The organism is Buchnera aphidicola (Uroleucon sonchi), from assembly GCF_011035165.1.
Classification (GTDB): domain Bacteria; phylum Pseudomonadota; class Gammaproteobacteria; order Enterobacterales; family Enterobacteriaceae; genus Buchnera; species Buchnera aphidicola_BE.
The window spans coordinates 562,801-586,014 of the sequence record NZ_CP047588.1; the positions used below are offsets into that span (position 1 = coordinate 562,801).

22 protein-coding genes and 3 tRNA genes are annotated in these 23,214 nt (G+C 23.2%); 9 read left to right on the forward strand and 16 right to left on the reverse strand.

From position 1 onward, the window contains the following. Nucleotides 1-33: 33 nt before the first annotated feature. The 3 genes from mutY (at nucleotide 34) to murI (ending at nucleotide 2,217) form a co-directional block, all read left to right on the forward strand. Complete coding sequence (gene mutY, locus GUU85_RS02610) at nucleotides 34-1,086, forward strand: A/G-specific adenine glycosylase (RefSeq protein WP_163119672.1); 1,053 nt, start codon at nucleotides 34-36, stop codon at nucleotides 1,084-1,086. Nucleotides 1,087-1,104: 18 nt separating this feature from the next. Next, nucleotides 1,105-1,344 (forward strand): oxidative damage protection protein, encoded by a 240-nt coding sequence (locus GUU85_RS02615; protein WP_163119812.1) that lies wholly within the window; start codon nucleotides 1,105-1,107, stop codon nucleotides 1,342-1,344. Between the two features lie 84 nt (nucleotides 1,345-1,428). After that, on the forward strand, nucleotides 1,429-2,217 hold the full coding sequence (gene murI / locus GUU85_RS02620; protein WP_163119674.1) for a glutamate racemase: 789 nt from the start codon (nucleotides 1,429-1,431) through the stop codon (nucleotides 2,215-2,217). Here the strand turns inward: murI and sbcB are convergent. Then, a complete protein-coding gene (sbcB, locus tag GUU85_RS02625) occupies nucleotides 2,214-3,659 on the reverse strand; it encodes an exodeoxyribonuclease I (RefSeq protein WP_163119676.1) in 1,446 nt (481 codons plus the stop codon). The genes murI and sbcB overlap by 4 nt on opposite strands. Before the next feature lie 53 nt (nucleotides 3,660-3,712). Between sbcB and GUU85_RS02630 the strand changes: the two genes are divergently transcribed. Next, nucleotides 3,713-4,021 (forward strand): DUF496 family protein, encoded by a 309-nt coding sequence (locus tag GUU85_RS02630; RefSeq protein WP_163119678.1) that lies wholly within the window; start codon nucleotides 3,713-3,715, stop codon nucleotides 4,019-4,021. A 12-nt stretch (nucleotides 4,022-4,033) separates the two neighbouring features. Here the strand turns inward: GUU85_RS02630 and GUU85_RS02635 are convergent. After that, nucleotides 4,034-4,106: transfer RNA gene (locus GUU85_RS02635), tRNA-Asn, on the reverse strand. Between the two features lie 140 nt (nucleotides 4,107-4,246). Between GUU85_RS02635 and GUU85_RS02640 the strand changes: the two genes are divergently transcribed. Further along, nucleotides 4,247-4,319, forward strand: a tRNA-Ile gene (locus tag GUU85_RS02640). A 125-nt stretch (nucleotides 4,320-4,444) separates the two neighbouring features. Beyond that, nucleotides 4,445-5,089 carry an orotate phosphoribosyltransferase gene (gene pyrE, locus GUU85_RS02645; RefSeq protein ID WP_163119680.1) on the forward strand — a complete coding sequence of 215 codons (645 nt, stop codon included), beginning with the start codon at nucleotides 4,445-4,447 and terminating at the stop codon, nucleotides 5,087-5,089. Between the two features lie 14 nt (nucleotides 5,090-5,103). Here pyrE and dut read toward each other — a convergent pair whose 3' ends face one another. From dut to pgi, 13 genes are all read right to left on the reverse strand, one after another. Then, nucleotides 5,104-5,556 carry a dUTP diphosphatase gene (gene dut, locus GUU85_RS02650; RefSeq protein ID WP_163119683.1) on the reverse strand — a complete coding sequence of 151 codons (453 nt, stop codon included), beginning with the start codon at nucleotides 5,554-5,556 and terminating at the stop codon, nucleotides 5,104-5,106. A gap of 39 nt (nucleotides 5,557-5,595) precedes the next feature. Further along, the gene (cysQ, locus tag GUU85_RS02655) at nucleotides 5,596-6,348 is read right to left on the reverse strand and encodes a 3'(2'),5'-bisphosphate nucleotidase CysQ (RefSeq protein WP_163119685.1); all 753 of its coding nucleotides are present in this window, start codon (nucleotides 6,346-6,348) and stop codon (nucleotides 5,596-5,598) included. A gap of 51 nt (nucleotides 6,349-6,399) precedes the next feature. Continuing rightward, nucleotides 6,400-6,849: a 50S ribosomal protein L9 gene (gene rplI, locus GUU85_RS02660; protein ID WP_163119687.1), complete on the reverse strand. Its 450-nt coding sequence runs from the start codon at nucleotides 6,847-6,849 to the stop codon at nucleotides 6,400-6,402. 49 nt (nucleotides 6,850-6,898) lie between these two features. Then, nucleotides 6,899-7,126, reverse strand: a complete 228-nt coding sequence (gene rpsR, locus GUU85_RS02665; RefSeq protein WP_163119689.1) for a 30S ribosomal protein S18 — start codon at nucleotides 7,124-7,126, stop codon at nucleotides 6,899-6,901. A gap of 73 nt (nucleotides 7,127-7,199) precedes the next feature. Further along, nucleotides 7,200-7,544 (reverse strand): 30S ribosomal protein S6, encoded by a 345-nt coding sequence (gene rpsF / locus GUU85_RS02670; protein WP_163119690.1) that lies wholly within the window; start codon nucleotides 7,542-7,544, stop codon nucleotides 7,200-7,202. Nucleotides 7,545-7,700: 156 nt separating this feature from the next. Beyond that, entirely contained in the window at nucleotides 7,701-9,902 is a 2,202-nt protein-coding gene (rnr, locus tag GUU85_RS02675) for a ribonuclease R (protein WP_163119814.1), read from the reverse strand. Nucleotides 9,903-9,970: 68 nt separating this feature from the next. Next, on the reverse strand, nucleotides 9,971-11,293 hold the full coding sequence (locus GUU85_RS02680; protein ID WP_163119691.1) for an adenylosuccinate synthase: 1,323 nt from the start codon (nucleotides 11,291-11,293) through the stop codon (nucleotides 9,971-9,973). A gap of 49 nt (nucleotides 11,294-11,342) precedes the next feature. After that, nucleotides 11,343-12,272 (reverse strand): protease modulator HflC, encoded by a 930-nt coding sequence (gene hflC, locus GUU85_RS02685; protein ID WP_163119692.1) that lies wholly within the window; start codon nucleotides 12,270-12,272, stop codon nucleotides 11,343-11,345. Continuing rightward, the gene (gene hflK, locus GUU85_RS02690) at nucleotides 12,265-13,482 is read right to left on the reverse strand and encodes an FtsH protease activity modulator HflK (protein ID WP_163119693.1); all 1,218 of its coding nucleotides are present in this window, start codon (nucleotides 13,480-13,482) and stop codon (nucleotides 12,265-12,267) included. Before hflK ends, hflC begins: the two co-directional genes overlap by 8 nt. A gap of 130 nt (nucleotides 13,483-13,612) precedes the next feature. Continuing rightward, nucleotides 13,613-14,500: a tRNA (adenosine(37)-N6)-dimethylallyltransferase MiaA gene (miaA, locus tag GUU85_RS02695; protein WP_216843179.1), complete on the reverse strand. Its 888-nt coding sequence runs from the start codon at nucleotides 14,498-14,500 to the stop codon at nucleotides 13,613-13,615. Between the two features lie 1,149 nt (nucleotides 14,501-15,649). Continuing rightward, on the reverse strand, nucleotides 15,650-16,810 hold the full coding sequence (locus GUU85_RS02700) for a mannitol-1-phosphate 5-dehydrogenase (RefSeq protein WP_163119695.1): 1,161 nt from the start codon (nucleotides 16,808-16,810) through the stop codon (nucleotides 15,650-15,652). A 46-nt stretch (nucleotides 16,811-16,856) separates the two neighbouring features. After that, nucleotides 16,857-18,740, reverse strand: coding sequence for a PTS mannitol transporter subunit IICBA (locus tag GUU85_RS02705; protein ID WP_163119697.1), 1,884 nt, complete (start codon nucleotides 18,738-18,740; stop codon nucleotides 16,857-16,859). A 162-nt stretch (nucleotides 18,741-18,902) separates the two neighbouring features. Next, nucleotides 18,903-20,555: a glucose-6-phosphate isomerase gene (pgi, locus tag GUU85_RS02710; RefSeq protein WP_163119815.1), complete on the reverse strand. Its 1,653-nt coding sequence runs from the start codon at nucleotides 20,553-20,555 to the stop codon at nucleotides 18,903-18,905. 274 nt (nucleotides 20,556-20,829) lie between these two features. On the opposite strand from pgi, the gene orn reads away from it, so the two are divergent. From orn to GUU85_RS02725, 3 genes are all read left to right on the forward strand, one after another. Continuing rightward, nucleotides 20,830-21,381, forward strand: coding sequence for an oligoribonuclease (orn, locus tag GUU85_RS02715; protein WP_163119699.1), 552 nt, complete (start codon nucleotides 20,830-20,832; stop codon nucleotides 21,379-21,381). A gap of 38 nt (nucleotides 21,382-21,419) precedes the next feature. Then, nucleotides 21,420-21,495 (forward strand) — tRNA-Gly (locus GUU85_RS02720). Nucleotides 21,496-21,774: 279 nt separating this feature from the next. Beyond that, entirely contained in the window at nucleotides 21,775-22,479 is a 705-nt protein-coding gene (locus GUU85_RS02725) for an N-acetylmuramoyl-L-alanine amidase (protein ID WP_163119817.1), read from the forward strand. A 108-nt stretch (nucleotides 22,480-22,587) separates the two neighbouring features. Here the strand turns inward: GUU85_RS02725 and rpmE are convergent, their stop codons facing one another. Continuing rightward, on the reverse strand, nucleotides 22,588-22,788 hold the full coding sequence (gene rpmE / locus GUU85_RS02730; protein WP_163119707.1) for a 50S ribosomal protein L31: 201 nt from the start codon (nucleotides 22,786-22,788) through the stop codon (nucleotides 22,588-22,590). Nucleotides 22,789-23,214: the final 426 nt, after the last annotated feature.

Here is a 23,214-nt window from a genome sequence, read left to right on the forward strand (position 1 = left end):
TAAACATTTCTATATTATGGTATTAATAATATAATGGCAAATTATTGTTTTTCTCAATTAATAATAAATTGGCACCATAATTATGGTCGAAAAAATTTACCATGGCAAAAAAATAAAACATTATATAAGATCTGGATATCTGAAATAATGCTACAACAAACTACAGTAAAAACTGTTATTCCTTATTTTAAAAAATTTATATACTACTTTCCTAATATAAATACTCTTAGTACAAGTAAATTAGATAGCATCTTATATTGCTGGAGTGGCCTTGGATATTATAATAGAGCAAAAAATATTTATAAATCAGCACAAATCATCACTACAGAATATAATGGAACCTTTCCACATGAATTTGTAAATGTTCTAAAATTACCAGGAATAGGTAGATCGACAGCAGGAGCTATTTTATCTTTATCATTAAATTTTTATTATCCTATATTGGATGGGAATGTTAAAAGAATTTTAATTCGTTATTATGGTATTATTAGTTCTTTAACAGATAAAATAATAGAAAAAAAATTATGGACAATAATTGAATTAATTACACCAATACATAATACTGGGTCATTTAATCAAGGTATGATGGATTTGGGTGCATTAATTTGTACACGTACTAAACCAAAATGTGAATTTTGTCCATTAAACAAGAAATGTATTACAAACATTCAAAAACAATGGGATAAATATCCCATAAAAAAAATAAAAAAAATATATCCTCAAAAAACATCTTGGTTTATTATTATTAAATATAAAAATTATTTTTGGTTAAAAAAAAATACTACATATAATATCTGGAAAAATCTTTTTTGTTTTCCAACATTTTATGATGAAAAAACATATTTAACTTGGTTACAAGAAACTAAAATAAATATTAATAATTATCAAAAAATGATATCATTCTATCATAAATTTAGTCATTTTATTTTATATATTCAACCAGTATTAATTCAATTATCTAATATTTCAAATTTTTGTCAATATGATAAACAAGGTATGTGGTATAATATAAAAAACCCTCAACATATCGGTCTATCTAAACCAGTTCAAAAAATACTTGATATGTTCAAACAAGATTCTTATTAAAATAGGATTATTAATATGATTAATCGAATAATTTTTTGTGAATTTTTAAAAAAAAAATCTCAAGGACAAGATTATCAAATATATCCTGGGAAATTAGGAGAAAAAATATACAATCATATTTCACAAGAAGCATGGGAACAATGGATGAAAAAACAAACTATTTTAATTAATGAAAATAAATTAAATACATCTAATTACAAAGATCGTCAAATTATTGAAAATAATATGAAATTATTTTTATTTAAAAAAATAAAATAAATTATTAAATATTGTATAATATTTAATTTATTAAATAATATTAGATTAATATATATACTATTTAACTTATGAAAAAATTATACAGTGCTTATATTTGATTCCGGTATTGGTGGTTTATCTATATTAAAAACTATTAAAATGATTTTTCCTAATATTCATTATATTTACATATTAGATAATGAAGTATTTCCTTATGGAAATAAAACCGAACATTTTATTATTCACAGAATTATTACAATAATTAAAAAGATTAAAAAAATTTATCCTATTAATATAGTATTAATTGCTTGCAATACAGTTAGTACTGTGGCTTTATCATTTTTAAAAAAAACATTTAACTTTCCTATTATTGGTATATTTCCTGATATAAACGCTGCAGAAAAAATAACAAAAAATCATATTATCGGTTTAATCGCAACGAAAAAAACTATACAGTCATCATATACTCAAAAATTAGTATATGAAAAATCCTTTAATAATGCTATCAAAATAATTAGTACCAATCAATTAGCTTTAATAGCTGAAAAAAAAATTAGAAAAATAGCATTTTCAAAATTAGATTTAAAAAAAATTTTAACACCTTGGCTTAACTTATCTATTAAACCTGATACAATTATATTAGGATGTACACATTTTACTTTTTTAAAAAAAGAAATTAAGGAATCTTTACATTTAAGTTCATCAATTAATTTTATTGATTCAAGACAAAAAATGCTGTTTGCTCTTCAAAATTATTTACATAAATTAAAGAATCATCAAAATATTCAACAAAATATTTTCTTATATTCTAAAAATGATCAATACTTAAAACAATTATTATTTTTTTTAAAAAAGTATCAATTTAATAAAATTGCATATATTAATTTAAATTAATTTAAATTAATTGTTTCATATAACAATCTTTTTCTTTTTTGAATGGAGTAATTTAATAATTTTTGTAACAAAATTATATTTTTAAAATTATGACTATTTTCTTGAAACAAGAATGCAATTTGATTATGATATTTTTCTAAATATATTAAATTAAACATTTCTGTACAATGTTTCAGCCATATTGTTTTTTCATGTTGATTTAATGTATAAAAGAAATTACGAGCACGATAACGAAATAATAAAGTCTGTAAACGATTATCGTAAAAATGGTAATTGATGTTTTTTAAAAATATTGCTTTAGTATTTCTAATGATTTCTATAAGTTTTTTATCATGAAAATTAAAAAAAGCATCATATATTTGCAAATCAACATTATGAGATTTAATTATATTATTTTGTTTAAAAAAAATTTTTGTAACATTTAAAACATAGAAATTATTTTTCTTAATTAAATGAATATTTTTTTTATATACAGAAGCATTAATATTTAATCGATGATAATCTTCTATTCGCATTGTTTGTATTGGAGCTAAAATAGGACAACGATTTAAATTTAAAGATACAATTCCTAAATTAAATAAATCTTTTATACAAGAATCATTATTGATAGATTGTTGTTTAAAAAAATTAATAATTTTTTGAGTATCTTTTAATAAATCTATTGCAATTAATGTATTTTTATTATTTTTACAATATGTTATAGGTAGTATAATGCTTAAATAATAATTAGTAATAGAAAAATAATTAGAAACATAAACAATTGGTTTAAATGCTTTAAAATCAATCAATTTTTGTAATTCATGTTTTTTCCGCATTTTAAAAAAAAAATTAAATAATTTCGGTTCTTTTTCTTTTACAAGTTTAGTAATTGCAATTGTGGCATAAACATCTGATATAGCATCATGTACATTTTCATGTATAATATTATTAGCTTTTGTTATATCTGATAGTTTAAAACTAATACGACCCAATGTATTTTTTAACCATTTTATGCTATTTGGGCGAAATGCATAACACGCCTTTAATAAATGTAAGACATCCCAACGAGAATTACTGTTTTTCCAACTCCATTCATAAGAATCAAAAAAATTTCTATAAAAAATATTTCGTGTAATTTCGTCATCAAAATGAATATTGTTATAGCCAATAATACAAGTATTAGGTATGTTAAAAATATTATATATTCTTTTAGCAAAAAGACATTCATTTATTCCGTGCTGATGTGCATATTGGGGAGTAATATAAGTCATTAAAACAGCACTAGGATCTGGTAAATAATCATCTGATGGAATACAGTAAAAACACTGAGGTGTATCAATAATATTAAATTCCATATCAGTTCTAACGCATGCGAATTGAGCTGGTTTATCTAAAGCAGTATGTTTGCCGAAAGTTTCATAATCATAGAATAAATAAGTAGATGTATTATTTTTATATTGCATAATTTTTTTATTTTAATAAAATAATTGAACATAAATATAAAAAGGCTTTAATCATGTCAAGTCAAACAAAGTCATTTAAAAATGTACTAGAATTTGTGCATAAATTTAGAAGAAAAAATAAAATTAAAAGAGAAATTTGTGATCTTGAAAAAAAAATTAGAGATAATCAAAAAAGAATATTACTATTAAACAATTTAAATCAATATATTACTAGTGATATGAATTACGAAGAAATTCAAAAGATAATTTTAATAATGAAAAATGATTATGAAGATAGAGTAGATGATTATATTGTTAAAAGTGCAGAATTATATAAAGAAAAGAGAAACTTATCAAAAGAATTAAAATTAATTGTTAATTAACAATTAATTTTGCTCCTCCGACTGGATTCGAACCAGTGACATACGGATTAACAGTCCGCCGTTCTACCAACTGAACTACAGAGGAATATAAATATATATATCAAAATTTTTTATATCTGTCAAATATATGTAAAAAAATATTTTTTTTAAAAAAAATATAAAATATTTAAAAGAATTATAGATTATTATAAAAAATTGATCTATTATTAAAGATAATAAATATATGGCCCTTTAGCTCAGTGGTAAGAGCAGGCGACTCATAATCGCTTGGTCGCTGGTTCAAATCCAGCAAGGGCCAAAAAAAATAATTAATTTCTTCTAAAATTTTTTATCTAAAAATCATACTAATTTTAATATCAATTGAAATAATTAATATACAAAATTCTATTCTAAATTTTTACGATTTATTAGGATGTAATTTTTATGCACTGGAAAAAAGAATTTATTGATTTTTCTTTTAAAAAAAAAGCATTACAATTTGGAACTTTTAAATTAAAATCAGGACGAACTAGTCCTTATTTTTTTAATTCAGGTTTACTATCTACAGGAAAAGATATTACAAAAATTGGTTTATTTTATGCTCATTCTATTATGAATTCAAAAATAGATTTTGATATGTTATTTGGTCCTGCATATAAAGGTATTCCTATTGTCGTAGCAACAACAATTGCATTAAAAAATCATTATAACTTAAATGTTTCATATGCATTTAATCGAAAAGAGAAAAAAAAATATGGAGAAAAAGGAAATTTAATAGGAACAGATATATACAGAAAAAACATTATTATTTTAGATGATGTGATTACATCAGGAACTGCAATACATCATTCTATGAAAATTATAGAAGAACAACAAGCAAATATTGCTGCAATTTTTGTTCTTTTAGATAGACAAGAAAAAGGACAAAGAAATTTATCTACTATTCGTCACATATCAAATAATAATAGTTATAAAATTATTTCGATTATTACTATTGAAGATTTAATTGCTTATTTATTAGAAGATTCAAAATTAAATAAACATATTCCTGATTTAATCAAATACTGTAAAAAATATGGCATACAATAAATATTATGCAATTTTTAAGATAAACCTGAATGACCAAAACCTTTTTGTGCACGTTCAGTGAGATGAAAATCTTTAACTAAAGAAAAATGAGGTCTAATAATAGGCACAAATACTATTTGAGCCACTCTAGCATCTGGATAAATATAAAAATTTTTTTGACTTCGATTCCATATAGATATCATTAATTCACCTTGATAATCTGAATCAATTAAACCAACTAAATTACCTAATACAATGCCTTTTTTATGACCTAATCCAGATCGTGGTAAAATTAATGCTGTAATATTTGGATTAGCAATATAAATTGCTATTCCAGTTGGAATTAATATTGTATTTTGCGATTTTAATTTAATTTTTTCTTTTAAGCATGCTCTTAGATCTAAACCAGATGATCCTATAGTTGAATAATTAGGTAAAAAATTTTTTTTTATATGATTACTCAAAATTTTGATTTCAATTTTATTCATAGTAATGATTAATTTAAAGTTAATGGTATATGATACATATCACAACGAAGATGCAAAAAAACCGGGATTAATTAAAGAATTACGATCGGATAATGAATAATTTAAAGTTTTTTGATTAGTTAATGTAATAATTTTACCACCAGCTGCAACTAAAATAGCATGACCTGCAGCAGTATCCCAAATATAAGTATTTCCAAATCTTGGATAAATTTGAGCTTTACCTTCAGCAATTAAGCAAAATTTTAATGATGAACCTAATTTTTTTATTCTATAATTTTTAATGGTTGATAAATAATGGCTCAATTCTTTATCAATATGCGATCGACTAGTCAAAAATAATGGTATATTTGATTTTATAACTTTAATTTTTTGTTTTAAACCTAATTGATTTTCTTTCCATGCATGATGTTTATATGCAGAATATAATACATCTAACGCTGGAACATATATTACACCTAATATAGGAATACCATTATTAATTAAACTAATATTTACTGTAAATTCGCCATTTTTTTTTAAAAATTCTTTTGTACCATCTAACGGATCAATTAACCAATAATTCTTCCAATGCTTGCAAATTTTAAAATCATAATTGTCTTCTTCAGAGATAATTGGAATATCAGGAGTTATTAACAATAGTCCTTTTTTAATTATATTATTAATTAAACGATCAATATGAGTAACAGGTGTGTTATTAGACTTATAAGTAACATTTATAGATTCGTGAGAATTATAAAAGTGCATCATTGAATGACCAGCTTGACGTGCTAATTGACAAATTTTATCTAACATTTTATACCATATATGTATGAATATCGTATTAAGAGTAATTATAAAAAATTATTATTTTGAAACAATATTTACAGTAAAATCAATACAAACTTTTTTATGCGGTTGAAAAATTACTCGATGTGAACCAACTTTACGTAATAAACCATGAGGTAAACGAATTTCTTTTTTGTTTATTTTAAAACCTAATAATATGATTTCTTTGACAATGTTTCTAACCCCAACAGAACCAAATATTTTTCCAGCTTTTCCAACTTTTGATTTAATAGTAATTGAATTAATTTGTTTAATTTTTTCAGCTCGCTCTTGTGCTGTAAGTATTTTATTAATATTTTCTTGCTCTAATGCAAGACGTTGAGCTTCAAAAGATTTAATATTTTTTTTATTTGCTAAAATGGCCTTACCAGTAGGAATTAAAAAATTTCTTGCGTAACCAGATTTAACATTAACGATTTTACCAGAATCACCTAATTTATGAATTTTTGATAAAAGAATGATTTCCATAATCTATTTCTCTATAATTAATTAATTATTCTTTATTTTATATAATATTTTAACGATGATGATCAGTATATGGTAATAAAGCAAGATAACGTGCTCGTTTAATAGCTTTAGATAATTGTCTTTGATATTTTGCTCGCGTGCCTGTAATACGACTAGGAACAATTTTACCACTTTCTGTAATATAATTTTTTAAAGTTGACAGGTCTTTATAATCAATTTCTTGAACACCTTCTGCAGTAAAACGGCAAAACTTTCTACGACGAAAATAACGCGCCATTTATCTTTCCTTAAAGTATTTAAAATACTATGTAGATTAAGTAAAAAATCAAATTATATTTTTATAAGAATGATCATATTTTTTTTTCTTTTTTTTCATCTTGTATCTTTAATATTGGTGATAATTCACATACTGCTTTTTTTACACATATAATCATATTTCTAAGAATAACTTTATTAAAACGAAATTCTGTTTCTAAACTACTAATAGTTTTAGGAATAACTTCTATATTCATTAAAATATAATGTGCTTTATTTAATTTATGAATTGAATAAGATAATTGACGTCTACCCCAATCTTCTAGACGATGTATAACTCCATTATCTGATTCAATAATTTGTTTATATTTTTCATTCAGTAGCGGTATTTTATCGCTGTGATCAGGATGAACTATAAATATAATTTCATAATGACGCATGAATATTTGATCCTTTGGATAATCTAGCTTTCTATAAAATATTTTTATAATTCTTGTTACGAAAACAAGGAAGGTCTTTATAATTTAAAAAATTTATCATTTTATATATTATTGTAGTTTATAAGAAAAATCAATAAAATTTAATTGTCTTAAAAATTATGAAAAAGATTTATATAAAGATAATTCTATTTTTCTTTCTATTAAATTTACAGAAACTACCTGTACTTGTAAAACATCACCAAGACGATAAATATTTTTATGAGCTTTCCCAATTAATTTTAATCTTAATGAATCAAAATAATAATAATCATCTTTTAAAGAAGTAATATGAACTAATCCATCAATAAAAAATTTATTTAAACGAACATAAAATCCAAATGAAGTAACATTAGAAATAACACCTTTTAATATACATCCAATTTTTTGGTGCATAAATTCACATTTTAACCAATCAAAAACATCTCTATTAGCTATGTCTGCACGTCTTTCAGCCATTGAACAATGCATTCCTATTTCTCTCATTTCATGAGTAGTATACAAATAATTTTTAGAAATATTATCTTTTTTATGAATAATATTTTTTTTATTTTGTAATAATAAATATTTAATAATTCTATGTACTATTAAATCAGGATAACGTCGAATAGGTGAAGTAAAATGAACATAACTAGATAAATCTAAACCAAAATGACCACAATGGTCAGGAGAATATATAGCCTGTGTCATAGAACGCAGTAAAATTGTTTGAATAATATCATATTGAGAATGATTAGAAATGGTTTTTAATAAATTAGAGTAATGACTAGATTGTGGAATATCTCCTCCTAATAATGTTAAACCCATCTCATGGAGAAATAAACGTAATCGAACAACATTATCTTTTTTTGGAGAAGCATGATTGCGAAATAAAACAGGATGTGCGTATTTTTTAATAAAAAAAGATGAAGCTATATTAGCTAATATCATACATGATTCAATAAATTTATGCGCATCATTTCTAATATTTTCACATATTTTTTTAATTCTCAAATTAGAATCTAAAATAAACTTGGGTTCTATATTATTAAAATCAATACCTTTTTTAGATATTTTATTTTTATTAAAAATTTTTTGCAAATCAAATAAATTTTGAATATATTTAAAAGATTTTTGATATTTATTTTTTAAAAATATATCACCATTCCAAAGTTGAGAAACTTCACTATACGTGAATCTACCATGAGAGCAGATAACTGCTTCATAATGTTTGTAACTCATTAATTCACCTTTATCAGATAAATTCATTTCGCAAATTACACATAAACGATCAACTTGAGGATTTAAAGAACATAAATCTGTAGAAATTTTTTCTGGTAACATAGGTATAACTAATGAAGGGAAATATATAGATGTACCTCGTGATAATGCTTCTTTATCTATAGCTGTATTTGATTTAACATAAAAACTTACATCTGAAATAGCTACTAATAAACTCCAATTTTCTTCTGTATTATTTTTTTTTTTACAAAACACAGCATCATCAAAATCATGAGCATCTTCATCATCAATAGTAATAAAATGTAAATGTCTTAAATCAATACGATTTTTAATATCATATTCAACCGATTTATTATTAATTTCATATAATTCACTTTTGACTGCTTGAGACCATAAAAAAGGAATGGAATGTGTACGTAAGGCTATATCTATAGCTAAATTGGTACTCATTTTTTTCCCAAGAACTTCTGTTATATATCCTTGTACTTTAATATTTCTTCCAGATTGATATAGTAATTTAACAGAAACAATCGATCCTATAGAAATTTTTTCTTTTAAATCTGAAATAATAAAAATTTTAAAATTAAAACGAGTATCATCAGGTATAACGAAACTAATTTTTTTATGAATATAATATCGACCAATAATTAATAAATTATTTGGTTTTAATAATTTTAAAAATTTTGCTGAATTGCGTTTTTTTTTATCAGACAACATAATATAAGCAAGAATAATATCACCATGAATACAATATTTCATTTGATCAGATGACAAAAAAAGATCATCTTTTAATATATCTGTTCTTAAAAATCCATAACCATCTCTATGTCCTATGACTGTTCCTTGAATGACTTTACAATGCTGAGGAACTGTATAAAAACGTTTTTTAACATGTATTACTTGACCGTCTTGTTCCATTAATTTTAATCTATGATGTAATGCTTTTTTATTATTTTGATTATTAATACATAATTTTTTTTCTATTTTTTTTTGACTCATTAAGTTTTTATATTTTTTTAATAAAAATATAATAGCTTCTCGACTTGGGATAGAATTCTTGTGTTTTCTTTCTTCTTTTTTTTGGTAGGAATCGACTACCATATTTACTTCTCCATATATCTTTATTTGATAATAAATATGATGATACATTATAATAAATAATACATGTATTATATTGTATTTAAAGTAATTGATTTGTTAATATGAATAATATCGTGAATAAAAATAATATCTGAACGATCCGGACCAGTAGAAATAATACTAATAGGAGTTTGAGTAATTTCTTGTATACGATTAATATAAGCTCGTGCTTGATAAGGTAGATCTTCTATTTTTTTTATACCTAATGTTTTTTGAGACCAACCAGGATATGTTTCATATATTGGTATAATATGTTCCCATTCATTAATATCAGGAAAAGATATGATTTTAGAAGTATAAATATTTTTATAAGATATACAAATTTTTATCTCATCTAATCCATCTAATACATCTAATTTAGTAATACATAAACTAGAAATAGAATTAATCTGTATTGACCGACATAAAGACACAGAATCTAACCATCCTGTTCTTCTTTTTCTTCCAGTTGTCGAACCAAATTCATTACCTTGATGAGAAAAATGCTTATCTATTTTATCAAATAATTCAGTAGGAAATGGGCCGCTTCCTACTCTTGTAGAGTACGCTTTTGTAACACCAATAATAGTATTAATATTCTTAGGTCCTATTCCTGTCCCTGTCATTACTCCACCAATAGTGCTATTAGAAGAAGTCACATAAGGATATGTTCCATGATCAATATCTAATAAAGTACCCTGAGCTCCCTCAAAAACTATTTTTTTCTTATTTTTAATAGCAGTATGTAATATATGAGTTGTATCTTGTATCATATTAAAAAGAACTTTTGCATTTGATAATAAATCATTTAAAATCATTTTATAATCTATAGATTGATGTTGATAAAAGTTAACTAATTGATAATTATAATAATGAACTATTTTTTTTAAACGTTCAGATAACGTTTTTGTATTTTTTAAATCTCCAATACGTAAGGCTCGTCGTGCAATTTTATCTTCATATGCAGGTCCAATACCTCTTCCGGTCGTACCTAATGCCTGGATTCCTAATTTTTTTTCACGAGCACGATCCATTTCAATATGATATTGTAAAATTAAAGGAGAAGAATTTGAAATAAATAAACGTTCATTAATAATAATATCATTTTCTTCTAACATTTTTATTTCTTGTATTAATGCTGAAGGGGAAATAACTACTCCATTCGCAATAATACCAATTACATTTTTATGTAATATTCCAGATGGAATTAAATGTAAAATAATTTTTTTTTTATTTATGACTAAAGTGTGACCTGCATTGTGTCCTCCTTGATATCTTACAACATATTCAGCATCTGAACTAATACAGTCTACTATTTTGCCTTTACCTTCATCACCCCATTGAGCACCTAATATTACGATGTTTTTATTCATTTCTTATCTATACCTATTAAAATTTAAATTTTTTACTATGTTTGAAGTATTAATCTAACATCTTAATAATTTTTTTCATATATTGAAAAAAATTACTATTTGAATCAATTAACATAATACTTTCATGATTTTTAAAACTATTTTCATAAGCACGTAAACTTCGAATAAAGAAATAAAAATCTGGTTCTTTACTAAAATTATTTGCAAATAATTTTATTACTGCTGCCTCACCTTCTCCTTTAATAATTAAAGCCTCTTTTTGTGCTTTAGCTAATATATTAGATACTTTATAATCAGCTGTAGCACGTATCTTTTCTGCTTGTTCTTGTCCTTGAGAACGTTGACTACGTGCTACTGCTTCTCTTTCAGCTCTCATTCGATTATATATCGCCTCTGAAACTTCAACAGGTAAATTAATCTGTTTAATACGTACGTCTACTACTTGAATGCCTAATGCATTCATACTATTAATATTAATTAAATCTGTTTTTTTTGAATTAATTGTACCTTTATTTAATTGATTTAAAACATCTGTAGTCAACTTTCCTCGCGAATCTGTAACAATTTCTTGAACATTTAAACGACCAATTTCGGAACGTAATCGATCACTAAATTTTCTTTTTAATAATACTTCAGCTTGGATAACGTCTCCTCCACCAGTAGTAAGATAATATCGACTAAAATTATTAATGCGCCATTTTATATATGAATCAACAATTAAATCTTTTTTTTCTTTAGTAACAAAACGATCTGCTTGATTATCCATTGTATGAATCCGAACATCTAGCATTTTAACTTTATCTAAAAATGGTAATTTAAAATGTAATCCGGGATTATATACAACTGTTTTTTGTTTATTATTACGGATAACTTTTCCAAATTGCAAAACAATTCCACGTTCTCCTTCTTTAACAATAAAAAGAGAAGAAGATAATAAAAAAATAAAAATACTTGATAAAAAAATAACAACTTTATTCATATTTATTCTTTTCCATATTTTTAAAATCACTTCGAACAGAATTAACACGACGCTCTTCTAAAATGTTCTCAGAAGCTGATGAAGAAAAAGAACTCTTATTATTAATATATTTTTTATTTTTTAAAATATTTTTTTTCTTTAAATGAACATTATTAATTGAATTCATGATAGAAAAAAAATTGTCTAAAGATACAAAAAATGCTGAATTGTCTTGTTTATCAATAAATATTTTTTTATTATTTTTAAATAATCGTTCCATAGATTCTATGTAAAGACGTTTTAATGTTATTTTCTTTGATAATAGATATTCAGGTAAAATTTTATTAAATTGAGCGACTTCACCTTGAGCTTTAAGAATTATACTAGAAGAATATGCTTTTGCTTCTTCTAATATTCTTTGTGCTTGTCCATTAGCCTTTGGTTGCACTTCATTAGAATATGCTTCAGCTTCACGTATATATTGTTCACGATTTTCACGAGCAGCAATTGCATCATCAAAAGCAGCTTTAACTTCTTCAGGAGGTCTAGCTGTTTGAAAATTTACATCTAATATTGTAATACCCATATTATATGGCTTAATGATTGCTTCAATTTCTTGTTGAGTGTCGCTTCTCACTAAAGTACGCCCTTCTGTTAATACTCTATCCATAGTCGAATGTCCAATAACACCTCTTAATGCGCTATCTGTTGCTTGACGTAAACTATCATCAGGATAAGCATTAGAAAATAGATAATTAATAGGATTTGTAACTTTATATTGCACATTCATTTCTACACGTACTACATTTTCATCCGCAGTTAACATGATACCCGAAGTAGCTAACTCTCTTACAGTTTCTACATTAATTACTTTAACTTCATTAAAAAAAACTGGTTTCCAATTTAATCCGGGTTCTACTAAATGACTAAATTTTCCAAACCTAGTCACTACACCACGTTCCGCTTCTTTAATTGTATAAAAACCACTAAGAAACCAAATAAATAAACTAATTAATATTATTGTAAAAAAAGGATTAATTATCTTTTTTGATGAGTTTTGTGAATTAGTATTATAATTAATAATATTTTTAAAACGATATAGAATTTTTTTTACATCTAATAAAGTTTTTTTGTCTTCATTTTTTTTTCCTGAATAATTTTTATTATTACTATTTTTTTTCCCCCATGGATCTAATTCAGGTTGATTATTATTTGGTTTATTCCAAACCATTTTATACCTCATTTAATTAGTTTGATTATCATTATATAAAATCATGAAATAACACATTTATATATTTAAATAATCAATTATACATTTTTCAAAAAAGTATTATTAAATTTATTTTAATATTATTTTTATTTTAAAAAATTCTTAACATTTTTTCTAATAAGATTTTAGGATTAGAATTACATAATGTTTGATCAACATTTTCCCACTTTTTTAACCATGTTAATTGATTTTTAGCAAGCGTTCTGGTTGCATACACTATTTGGTTAAACATCTCCTTATAGTTAAATTGATATTCAAGATACTGCCACATTTGACGATATCCAATACATCGAATAGATGATAAATTTATATGTAAATCACCTCGAAAAAAAAGTAGCTCAACTTCCTTTTGAAAACCCATAATTAACATGTTTTTTATACGTCTTTCAATTTGATAATTTAACCATTCTCTGCTAGGAGGTAATACTGAAAATTGAAAAATATTATATGGTAATTTATTCAAATGGCTATTTTTAAGTTCTGTTAAAGTTTTTCCAGTAAGATAAAAAATTTCTAATGCTCTCAGTGTTCTCTGAAGATCATTTTTATGAATGCGTTTTGCTGAAATTGGATCAATTAATGTTAATTTATTATGTAAAAAAAATTTTTTCTGATTATTTTCTAATAAATATTTACGAAGTTTAGTATTTGATGATGGTAAACTAGATAGCCCATGTAATAAAACATGATAATAAAACATTGTACCGCCAACCAGCAGCGGTGTTTTTCCTAATTTAATTATATAATTGATTTCTTTTAAAGCATCCTGACGAAATTCTGCAGCTGAATAATTTTCACTAGGATCTTTAATATTTAGTAAACGATAAGTATGAGTAGATAAATCATGAATATTTGGTTTATCTGTTCCAATATCCATGCCGCGATAAATTGCTGCAGAATCGACACTAATTAATTCTATTGGTAAGTATTTTTTAAGATATACCGCTAATGTACTTTTACCGCATGCTGTCGGTCCCATCAAAAAAATAACAATAGGCTTTTTACTCTGTAAAGAATTTATATTTTTAATATACATAATGCTTTATTAATATTAAGTTTTTATAATAAAAATTAGTTTCAAGAATTTCTTAATAAAAAAATTATAAGAATATTCTATATTTATAATAGACTGAAATGTTGCGAAATGTTTATATATCTGATTTTTTAAATTCTATAAATACATTATATTTTTAATAAAAATAGAAATTTTTTCAAATTACATATTATTTTTTTAATATTTAATTTTATAAAATTTTTATAAAATATTTATATTAAGATTAGATGATATATATGTAAAATTTCAAAATATCATTTCATTTTATTTAAATATTATCTATTTTTTAGTTTTATTTAGAAATTTATTATAATAATACTGTTTTGATGAAAAAAATAATTAGTCAAAGCATTCTAAAAAATTATTAAACTGTATAATTTATAATAAATAATAATTTTAAATAGAAAAATATATTTTTAAAATAGATCATGATTTTAAAATATCAAACTTGTGATATTTTGTATTGATATATATAATTTTTTTAATTATAATATTATGTAATATATTTGATATTTTATTATAAAATATACATCTATAAATCATTTTAAATACAATATTCAGTTTTCATATTAATACAATTCTATTAAAAGAAATTTAAATATTATTCTAAATTGATGAAATATTAATTAAATAATATTAAAAACGTTATGTATTATAATTTTCATAAATAAAAAATATGAAAAAATAAATTTTTTACAGATACACTTATATTTAATGCACTTATATTTATACGTAATAAATAAAATGCATTTTTAACTCATTATATTCTCAAATATAATCTTTTTTAAATAGATAGTTAAGTGTCTTTATTGATTTTAAACTTAATATAATATTAAAAAAATTTTTTTATTAACTCAGCAATAAAACTATAAAAAAATATTAATTTTTTTATATTTTCAAAAATATTTAAAATAATAAATCGTATTTTTTTAGAATGCTTCAAAATATGATCAAGAAATAATTAATTAAAAAAATTAATTTTTTCAAATTAACATTTATATCATAATTTATTTGATTTATCATGCATAAATAAATCTTACTAAACACTCTAAATATAAAAAATTATAAATACGTTTATTGCATTTCTTGAATTATTTCATAATATGATTTTTTAATACAATATATTGCTTCTTTATTTAACTTAAAATTACAAATATGCATTAACGTTTTTTCTATACCTTTTTCTTTAATTAAAGATGCAAGTTTCATAGATTCTAAATCATTACAATTAAAATAATGACATGCTGCAGCAACGCCTTTTGATAAATTAGCATATGGTAATTTATATTCTATACTACCTAAAATAGGTTTAATTAGACGTTCTTCTGACCCTAATTTTTGTAATGGATTACGGCCAATTCGTTCTAGACGATCTGATAAAAAATTATTTTCAAAACGAAGAAAAATTTTTTTAATATAATTTAAATGGTCATGTTTATCAAAAAAATATCGTTTTATTAAAACAGATCCACTTTCTTCCATAGCATTTTTAACAATCATTCGTATTTTTGGATTTTGAATAGCCTCTTTTATTGTTTTATACTGTTTAATTAATCCAAGATAGGATGCAATAGCATGTCCTGTGTTCAAAGTTAACAATTTTCGCTCAATAAATGGATTTAAATCATGACTTAATTTCATATCAAGTATTTTAGGAATAATACCTTTGAATTGATTTGCATTTACAATCCATTCTTTGAATTCTTCAGCAATTACCAATAAATTAGATTGATTATGATTAGATGAAGGTATGATTGTATCAATACTGCAATCTACAAATCCTATATATTGATTTAAATAATTATGATATTTATTAGGTAATATTTTTAATACTGCTTCTTTCAAAAAAGAGCTAGCTTTAATTTTATTTTCACAAGCAATAATATTCAGTGTCTTTAAAGAGCCTCTTTTAATTTTTAATATAATTCCTTTGGTAATAATGATCGCAATACTATTTAATGCATTTACACCAACAGCAGTAGTAATTAAATCAACTGCGCTAATTTGTTCAAAAATTTTTTCATCTTTACAATTAATAGCAGAAATTTTTTTTATATCAGTAATTTTGTGTAAATTAATACCTACAGTTTTAACGGAATATTGTTTATAATAATTAATTAAATTAATTATATCTTGATTTAAGTCTGCAAAAATAATATCAAATCCAGATTCTGATAATGTTTTTCCAATAAAACCACGTCCAATATTCCCAGCTCCAAAATGAAGTGCTTTCATAAAATAGATTTAATTAAATGTTGTATTATAAATTAAAAAAATGAATTTATTTCATATTTAAAAGTGACAAAACTTCACTTTTACTATTAGTAGTAGATAATTTTTTAATCGTTTCTTTATTATCTAACGCATTAGTAATATTACTTACTACAGTAATATGTTCGTTATTTTTAGCTGCAATACCAATAACAAGATAAGCAATATCATCAATTTCGTCTCCAAATCGAACTCCCTTAGGAAATTGACAAAAAATTATACCTGTTTTTAAAACAGAATCTTTTGATTCAATAGTTCCATGGGGTAAGGCTATTGATTCACCAAGCCAAGTAGACGATAGCTTTTCTCTATCGAGCATTGATTGAATATAATCAGATTTCACGTAACCTTGTTCAACTAAATTTTGACCAATAATATTAATAGCTTCTTCTTTATTATGAGCATTTTGATTTAGTAATATATTACTTTCAGTTAATTGAAATAAGTCTAATGATTCTTTTTTATTATTATTTTTTAAAAGATTAGTAGAATCAAGATTCATGGAATTTTGTGCTAATTTTTCTATTAAATTATCATAAAAATTATCATTAAGAAAGTTTTTTAAAGATATATGATGTGCATATGGGGCGTATTTTTGAGCTCTAGGTGTTAAATTTTTATGTGTAATTACTAAATCTGTTTTTTTAGGTAATAAATTAATAGCTGTATTAACCACAGAAATATGATGCAAATTAGCTTTTTTGATTTTCTTACGTAAAATACTAGCACCTAATGCACTTGATCCCATTCCAGCATCGCACGCAACAATAATAGTTTTAATAATATTTGAATCAAAATTATTATTTGAATTATTAATTAAGACTTTTGAATCATTAATATTTTGATGATTTTGAAAATTTTTATTATCATGATTTATTTTATACTGAAATTTTAATAATAAAGCAGCGCTTATAAAAGAAACTAAAAAAGCACAAAATACAGATATCATATTAGTCAAATAACAACCTTTAGGAGTCATGGCTAAAATAGATAAAATAGAACCTGGTGATGCTGTTGAAATTAATCCACCCTGTAAAAAAACTAATATAAAAATACTACACATACTACCTAATATTAAAGAAATTATCAATTTAGGTTGCATTAAAACATAAGGAAAATAAATTTCATGAACTCCTCCTAAAAATTCAATAATTGCAGCTCCTCCTGCAGATTTAGATAAATGTCCTTTTCCAAATAATAACCACGCGATTAATATACCTAAACCTGGACCTGGATTTGATTCAATTAAAAAAAAGATAGAAATATGTTTTTCTGATGCTTCTTGTATGCCTAAAGGTGAAAAAATTCCATGATTAATAGCATTATTTAAAAAAAATATTTTAGCAGGCTCAATAATAATAGCTGTCAGAGGTAATAAATGATAATACATAATCATTTTAATTAAATATTCTAAAACATGAGATAACCATACAATCAATGGTCCAATAATTAAAAATGAAATAACTGATAACAATAATCCTAATATAGCAATAGAAAAATTATTAACTAGCATTTCAAAACCATATTTAATTTTATTGTTGATTTTTGTATCAATATATTTTATAATCCAACCACTCATAGGACCAACAATCATACCCCCTAATAACATAGGAATATCAGCGCTGGCAATAACTCCGATAGTAGTAATAGATCCAATTAACCCTCCTCTCTTTCCTGCAACTAAACTACCCCCAGTATATCCAATTAATATAGGTAAAAGATAGAAAATTATTGGTCTAATTAATTGCTCTAAACTTTTATTAGGCTGCCATCCTAATGGAATAAACAAAGCGCTCATTATTCCCCATACAATAAAAATACTTATATTAGGCATAATCATATTACTTAAAAATTGACCAAAATTTTGTATTTTTAATTTAATTGATATTAACATAGTCAACACTCATATTTCTATTATATTACTATAACATTAAAATATTTTTGAAATATTACACAATAATAATATTATATTATTATGCACTCTAAAAACATATTTAACCAATTTTATATACTACATAGTGATGTTTGATTTTTAAATATCTTTAATAATTCATTTTTATCTGTGAAAAAATTTATAAAAATCAATTAATCCTTGAGTAGAAGAATCATAATTATTATCAATATGTATATTATTTTTTAAAGAATGATAAATATTTTTAGATAGTTCTTTACCAATTTCCACTCCCCATTGATCAAAGCTAAAAATATTTAATATATAACCTTGTACAAAAATTTTATGCTCATATAACGCAATTAAAGCTCCTAAATTATAAGGAGTAATTTTTCTTATTAATATTGAATTAGTAGGCTTGTTGCCTTCACATATTTTAAAAGGCAAAATTTTATTAATTTCTTGTTGGTGTTTTTTAGATAGTATTAAATCTTGCAAAACAACATCATGTGATTTACCAAAAGCTAATGCTTGTGTTTGAGCTAAAAAATTAGATATTAATTTGATATGATGGTCTCCTAAATCATTATGCGATAAAATCGGAGCGATAAAATCACAAGGAATTAATTTAGTACCTTGATGTATTAATTGATAAAATGCATGTTGACCATTAGTCCCAGGTTCTCCCCAAATAATAGGTCCGGTTTGATAAAATATTTTTTCACCATTTCTATTAATAGATTTTCCATTAGATTCCATATTAGATTGTTGCAAATATGCTGCAAAACGATGCATATATTGATCATAAGGTAATATTGCTTCTGTTTCTGATCCAAAAAAATTACTATACCAAATACTAAGTAAAGCTAATAATACTGGAATATTTTTATAATAACTAGTATTATAAAAATGATTATCCATAGCATGCGCGCCATCTAAAAATTTTTCAAAATTATTAAATCCAATTGACAATATAATCGACAAACCTGCGGCAGACCATAATGAAAAACGTCCTCCTACCCAATCCCAAAATTTAAAAATATTATTGATATGAATACCAAAATTTAAAGCATTTTGAATATTAACAGATAAAGCAAAAAAATGTTTATCTAAAGTATGTAAATCTTTTGCGTAATTTAAAAACCATTTTTTTGCACTTATTGCATTAGTTAGAGTTTCATCAGTAGTAAAAGTTTTAGAAGCTATTAAAAAAATAGTTTTTTCTGGATTAATGTTTTTTAAAACTTTTAACAGATGACTACTATCTATATTAGAAACATAATGAATATTTAAGTGATTCTTATATGGATATAATGCTTCATTTACCATATATGGACCTAAATCTGATCCGCCAATTCCAATATTTACCACATCTGAAATTGATTGACCTGTATACCCTTTCCAATGACCGTTAATGATATCTTGTGAAAAATATTTCATTTTTTTTAATAAAATATTTATTTCTGACATAATATTGTAATTATTAATTATAATAGGATAATTATTCCTGTTGCGTAATGCTATATGTAAAACTGATCGATTTTCTGTTTGATTTATTTTAGCTCCAGAAAACATGAGTTTTATTGCAGATCTTAAATCAGTTTCTTGAGCTAAATTAATTAATTGCTTTATTGTTTCATCAGTAATACGATTTTTTGAAAAATCAACTAAGATTTCTTTTTCAAATAAAATTGAAAATTTTTTAAATCGATCAGTATCATTTAAAAACAGTTCTTTTAAATGTAAATTTTTTATTTTCTTAAAGTGGTTTTGTAAATTTTTATATGATTGAGTATGATTTAAATTAATATTTTTCATTAAAGATTTCAGCTCTCTTAAAATATAACTCATCTGATTTGCATACTTTATATTTACTTAAAATAATTATTTTTTAAAAATTTAATGTTCAATAATGTTATACATTTATTTTTAATAATAATATACTTATACTTTTAAAGTATTGTATATTATATATTAATAGATAAAAATTATTTCGATAAACATTAGAAATAATTATAAAATTATTCATGCTAAAATAATATAATTAATAAGCTCTTTCATTATAAGAACAATATTTACGAAAGTAATAATAATGAAAAATAATCAAAATTATTTAATTTGGATTGATTTAGAGATGACAGGTCTAAATCCTAAAAAACATCGTATTATTGAAATTGCTACATTAATTACAGATAACTATTTAAATGTCGTTGCAGAAGGACCAGTAATTTCAATATATCAAAAAGAAAAATATATTCTATGTATGGATCAATGGAATATTATGACACATACAGAAAATGGATTAATAAAACGTATAAAAAGTAGTGTCTATAATGAAGCTATGGCAGAACATAAAACTATAACATTCTTAAAAAAATGGGTACCTATGAAATCATCTCCGATGTGCGGTAACAGTATAACTCAAGATAGACGATTTTTATTTCAATATATGCCTAAATTAGAAAGTTATTTTCATTATAGAAATATTGATGTTAGTACTCTTAAAGAACTATTTTATCGTTGGAATCCTGTAATTCTAAAAAATTTTAAAAAACAAAATACACATAGAGCGTTAGAAGATATTCGTGAATCTGTTTTAGAATTAAACTTTTATAAAAATTATTTTTTCAAAAAGAAAGCTTGAAAAATATATTTTATAAATATAAAATAAAATTTATTATTGCGGGAATAGCTCAGCTGGTAGAGCACAACCTTGCCAAGGTTGGGGTCGCGAGTTCGAATCTCGTTTCCCGCTCCAAAATATATTAATTATATAACATATTTAATAAAATATATAATTAATAAAATACGAATATTAATTGCAATTGCAAATAAAAAAAAAACAATAAAAAATAATTAATTAAGGAATATTCAATGATTTTTTATTATTATTTTAAGTGGATAGTATTGTTTACTTTTTTACTTGCATGTGAAAATCAACACAAAAAATTTTTTGAAAAAGAAGATCTAAAAAAAATCCACTATTTTTTTTTGAACATACACATTTAATAAAAAAAAAATACCAAATAAAACAAATATAAAAAAATTACAAAAAATTGAAATTATTATAGATGCTGGGCATGGCGGGCAAGATCCTGGAGCTATTGGTCATAAAGGATTGCAAGAAAAAACAATAAATATTGCAATTGCATTAAAAATTAAAAAATTATTAAATCATGATCAAAGATTTCATGCAATATTAACACGTACAAAAGATATTTATCTTTCAATCAAGAAACGTAAAGAATTTTTTAAAAAACATTATGCAAATCTATTAATATCTATTCATGCGGATTCTTCTAAAAAAAAATCAGCTTCTGGAGCATCAATATGGATAATTTCAAAAAATAGAATGCATCGCGAAATTAATAATTATTTAATAAAACCATCAATAATATTTTTCCCTAAAAAAATTGAAAATATTCTGAAAAAACATCAAAACGATATATTTTTGAAAAAAACAATATTAGATTTACAATCTAATGATTTTAAAGATATTGAATTAAAAATAGCTCGCAATATATTACGAGAGCTCAAAAAAAAGATTAAACTACATAAACAATCTCCAAACTATGCTAGTTTAGGGATATTAAGTTCTATTAATATACCGTCAATATTAATAGAAACAGGTTTTATTACTAATATTTCAGAAGAAAAAAAATTAAGCACAAAAATTTATCAAAATAAAATTTCAAAAGCTATTTATTTAGCTATCAAACATTACTTTAATAATTTAAACTGAAATATAATATAATTATTCTATAAATGTGATATATAATTATTAAGCATCTTTAATTAACCATAAAAGATGCTTATATTTTAAACAATAACTTTATTTTTAAATTCTTTCTTATAACTTAAAACGTTTTTTAAATCTTTCAACACGACCTCCTGTATCAACAATTCTTTGCTTTCCTGTATAAAAAGGATGACATTTTGCACATATATCTAAATGAAAATTATGATCAATAGTAGAAAAAATTTCAATTATATTACCGCAAGAACAAGTAGCAGTAACTTTAGTATAATTAGGATGAATTTTTTTTTTCATATAACGCATTCCCGTAATTAATTATAAATATCTATCTTAATCTTTATTATCATTTATAATAGTTTTAACTTTTTTAGTATAAACATTAATAATATTTCACAAAAAATTATTAATCTATTCGTGATGTAAATTATATGTAGATCAGATAATGTATAAAATCAAAAAAAAAAGTCATGCGATAAATTTTAAGAAAAATAAAACATACAATAGAAAACGATATATATATATAACTACATGTATATTTATTTTTTTTATTTTATTAAGCATTATTAATATTTATAGTGTTTCTAAAAAAATAAATCCTAAACATATAATAATCAATCAAAATCATGAATTATTACCTGAAAAACCGAAAAATAAATGGAGATACGTTCAGACATTAGAAAATTTATAAAAATATTAATGTCATAATAGTATTATTCATTA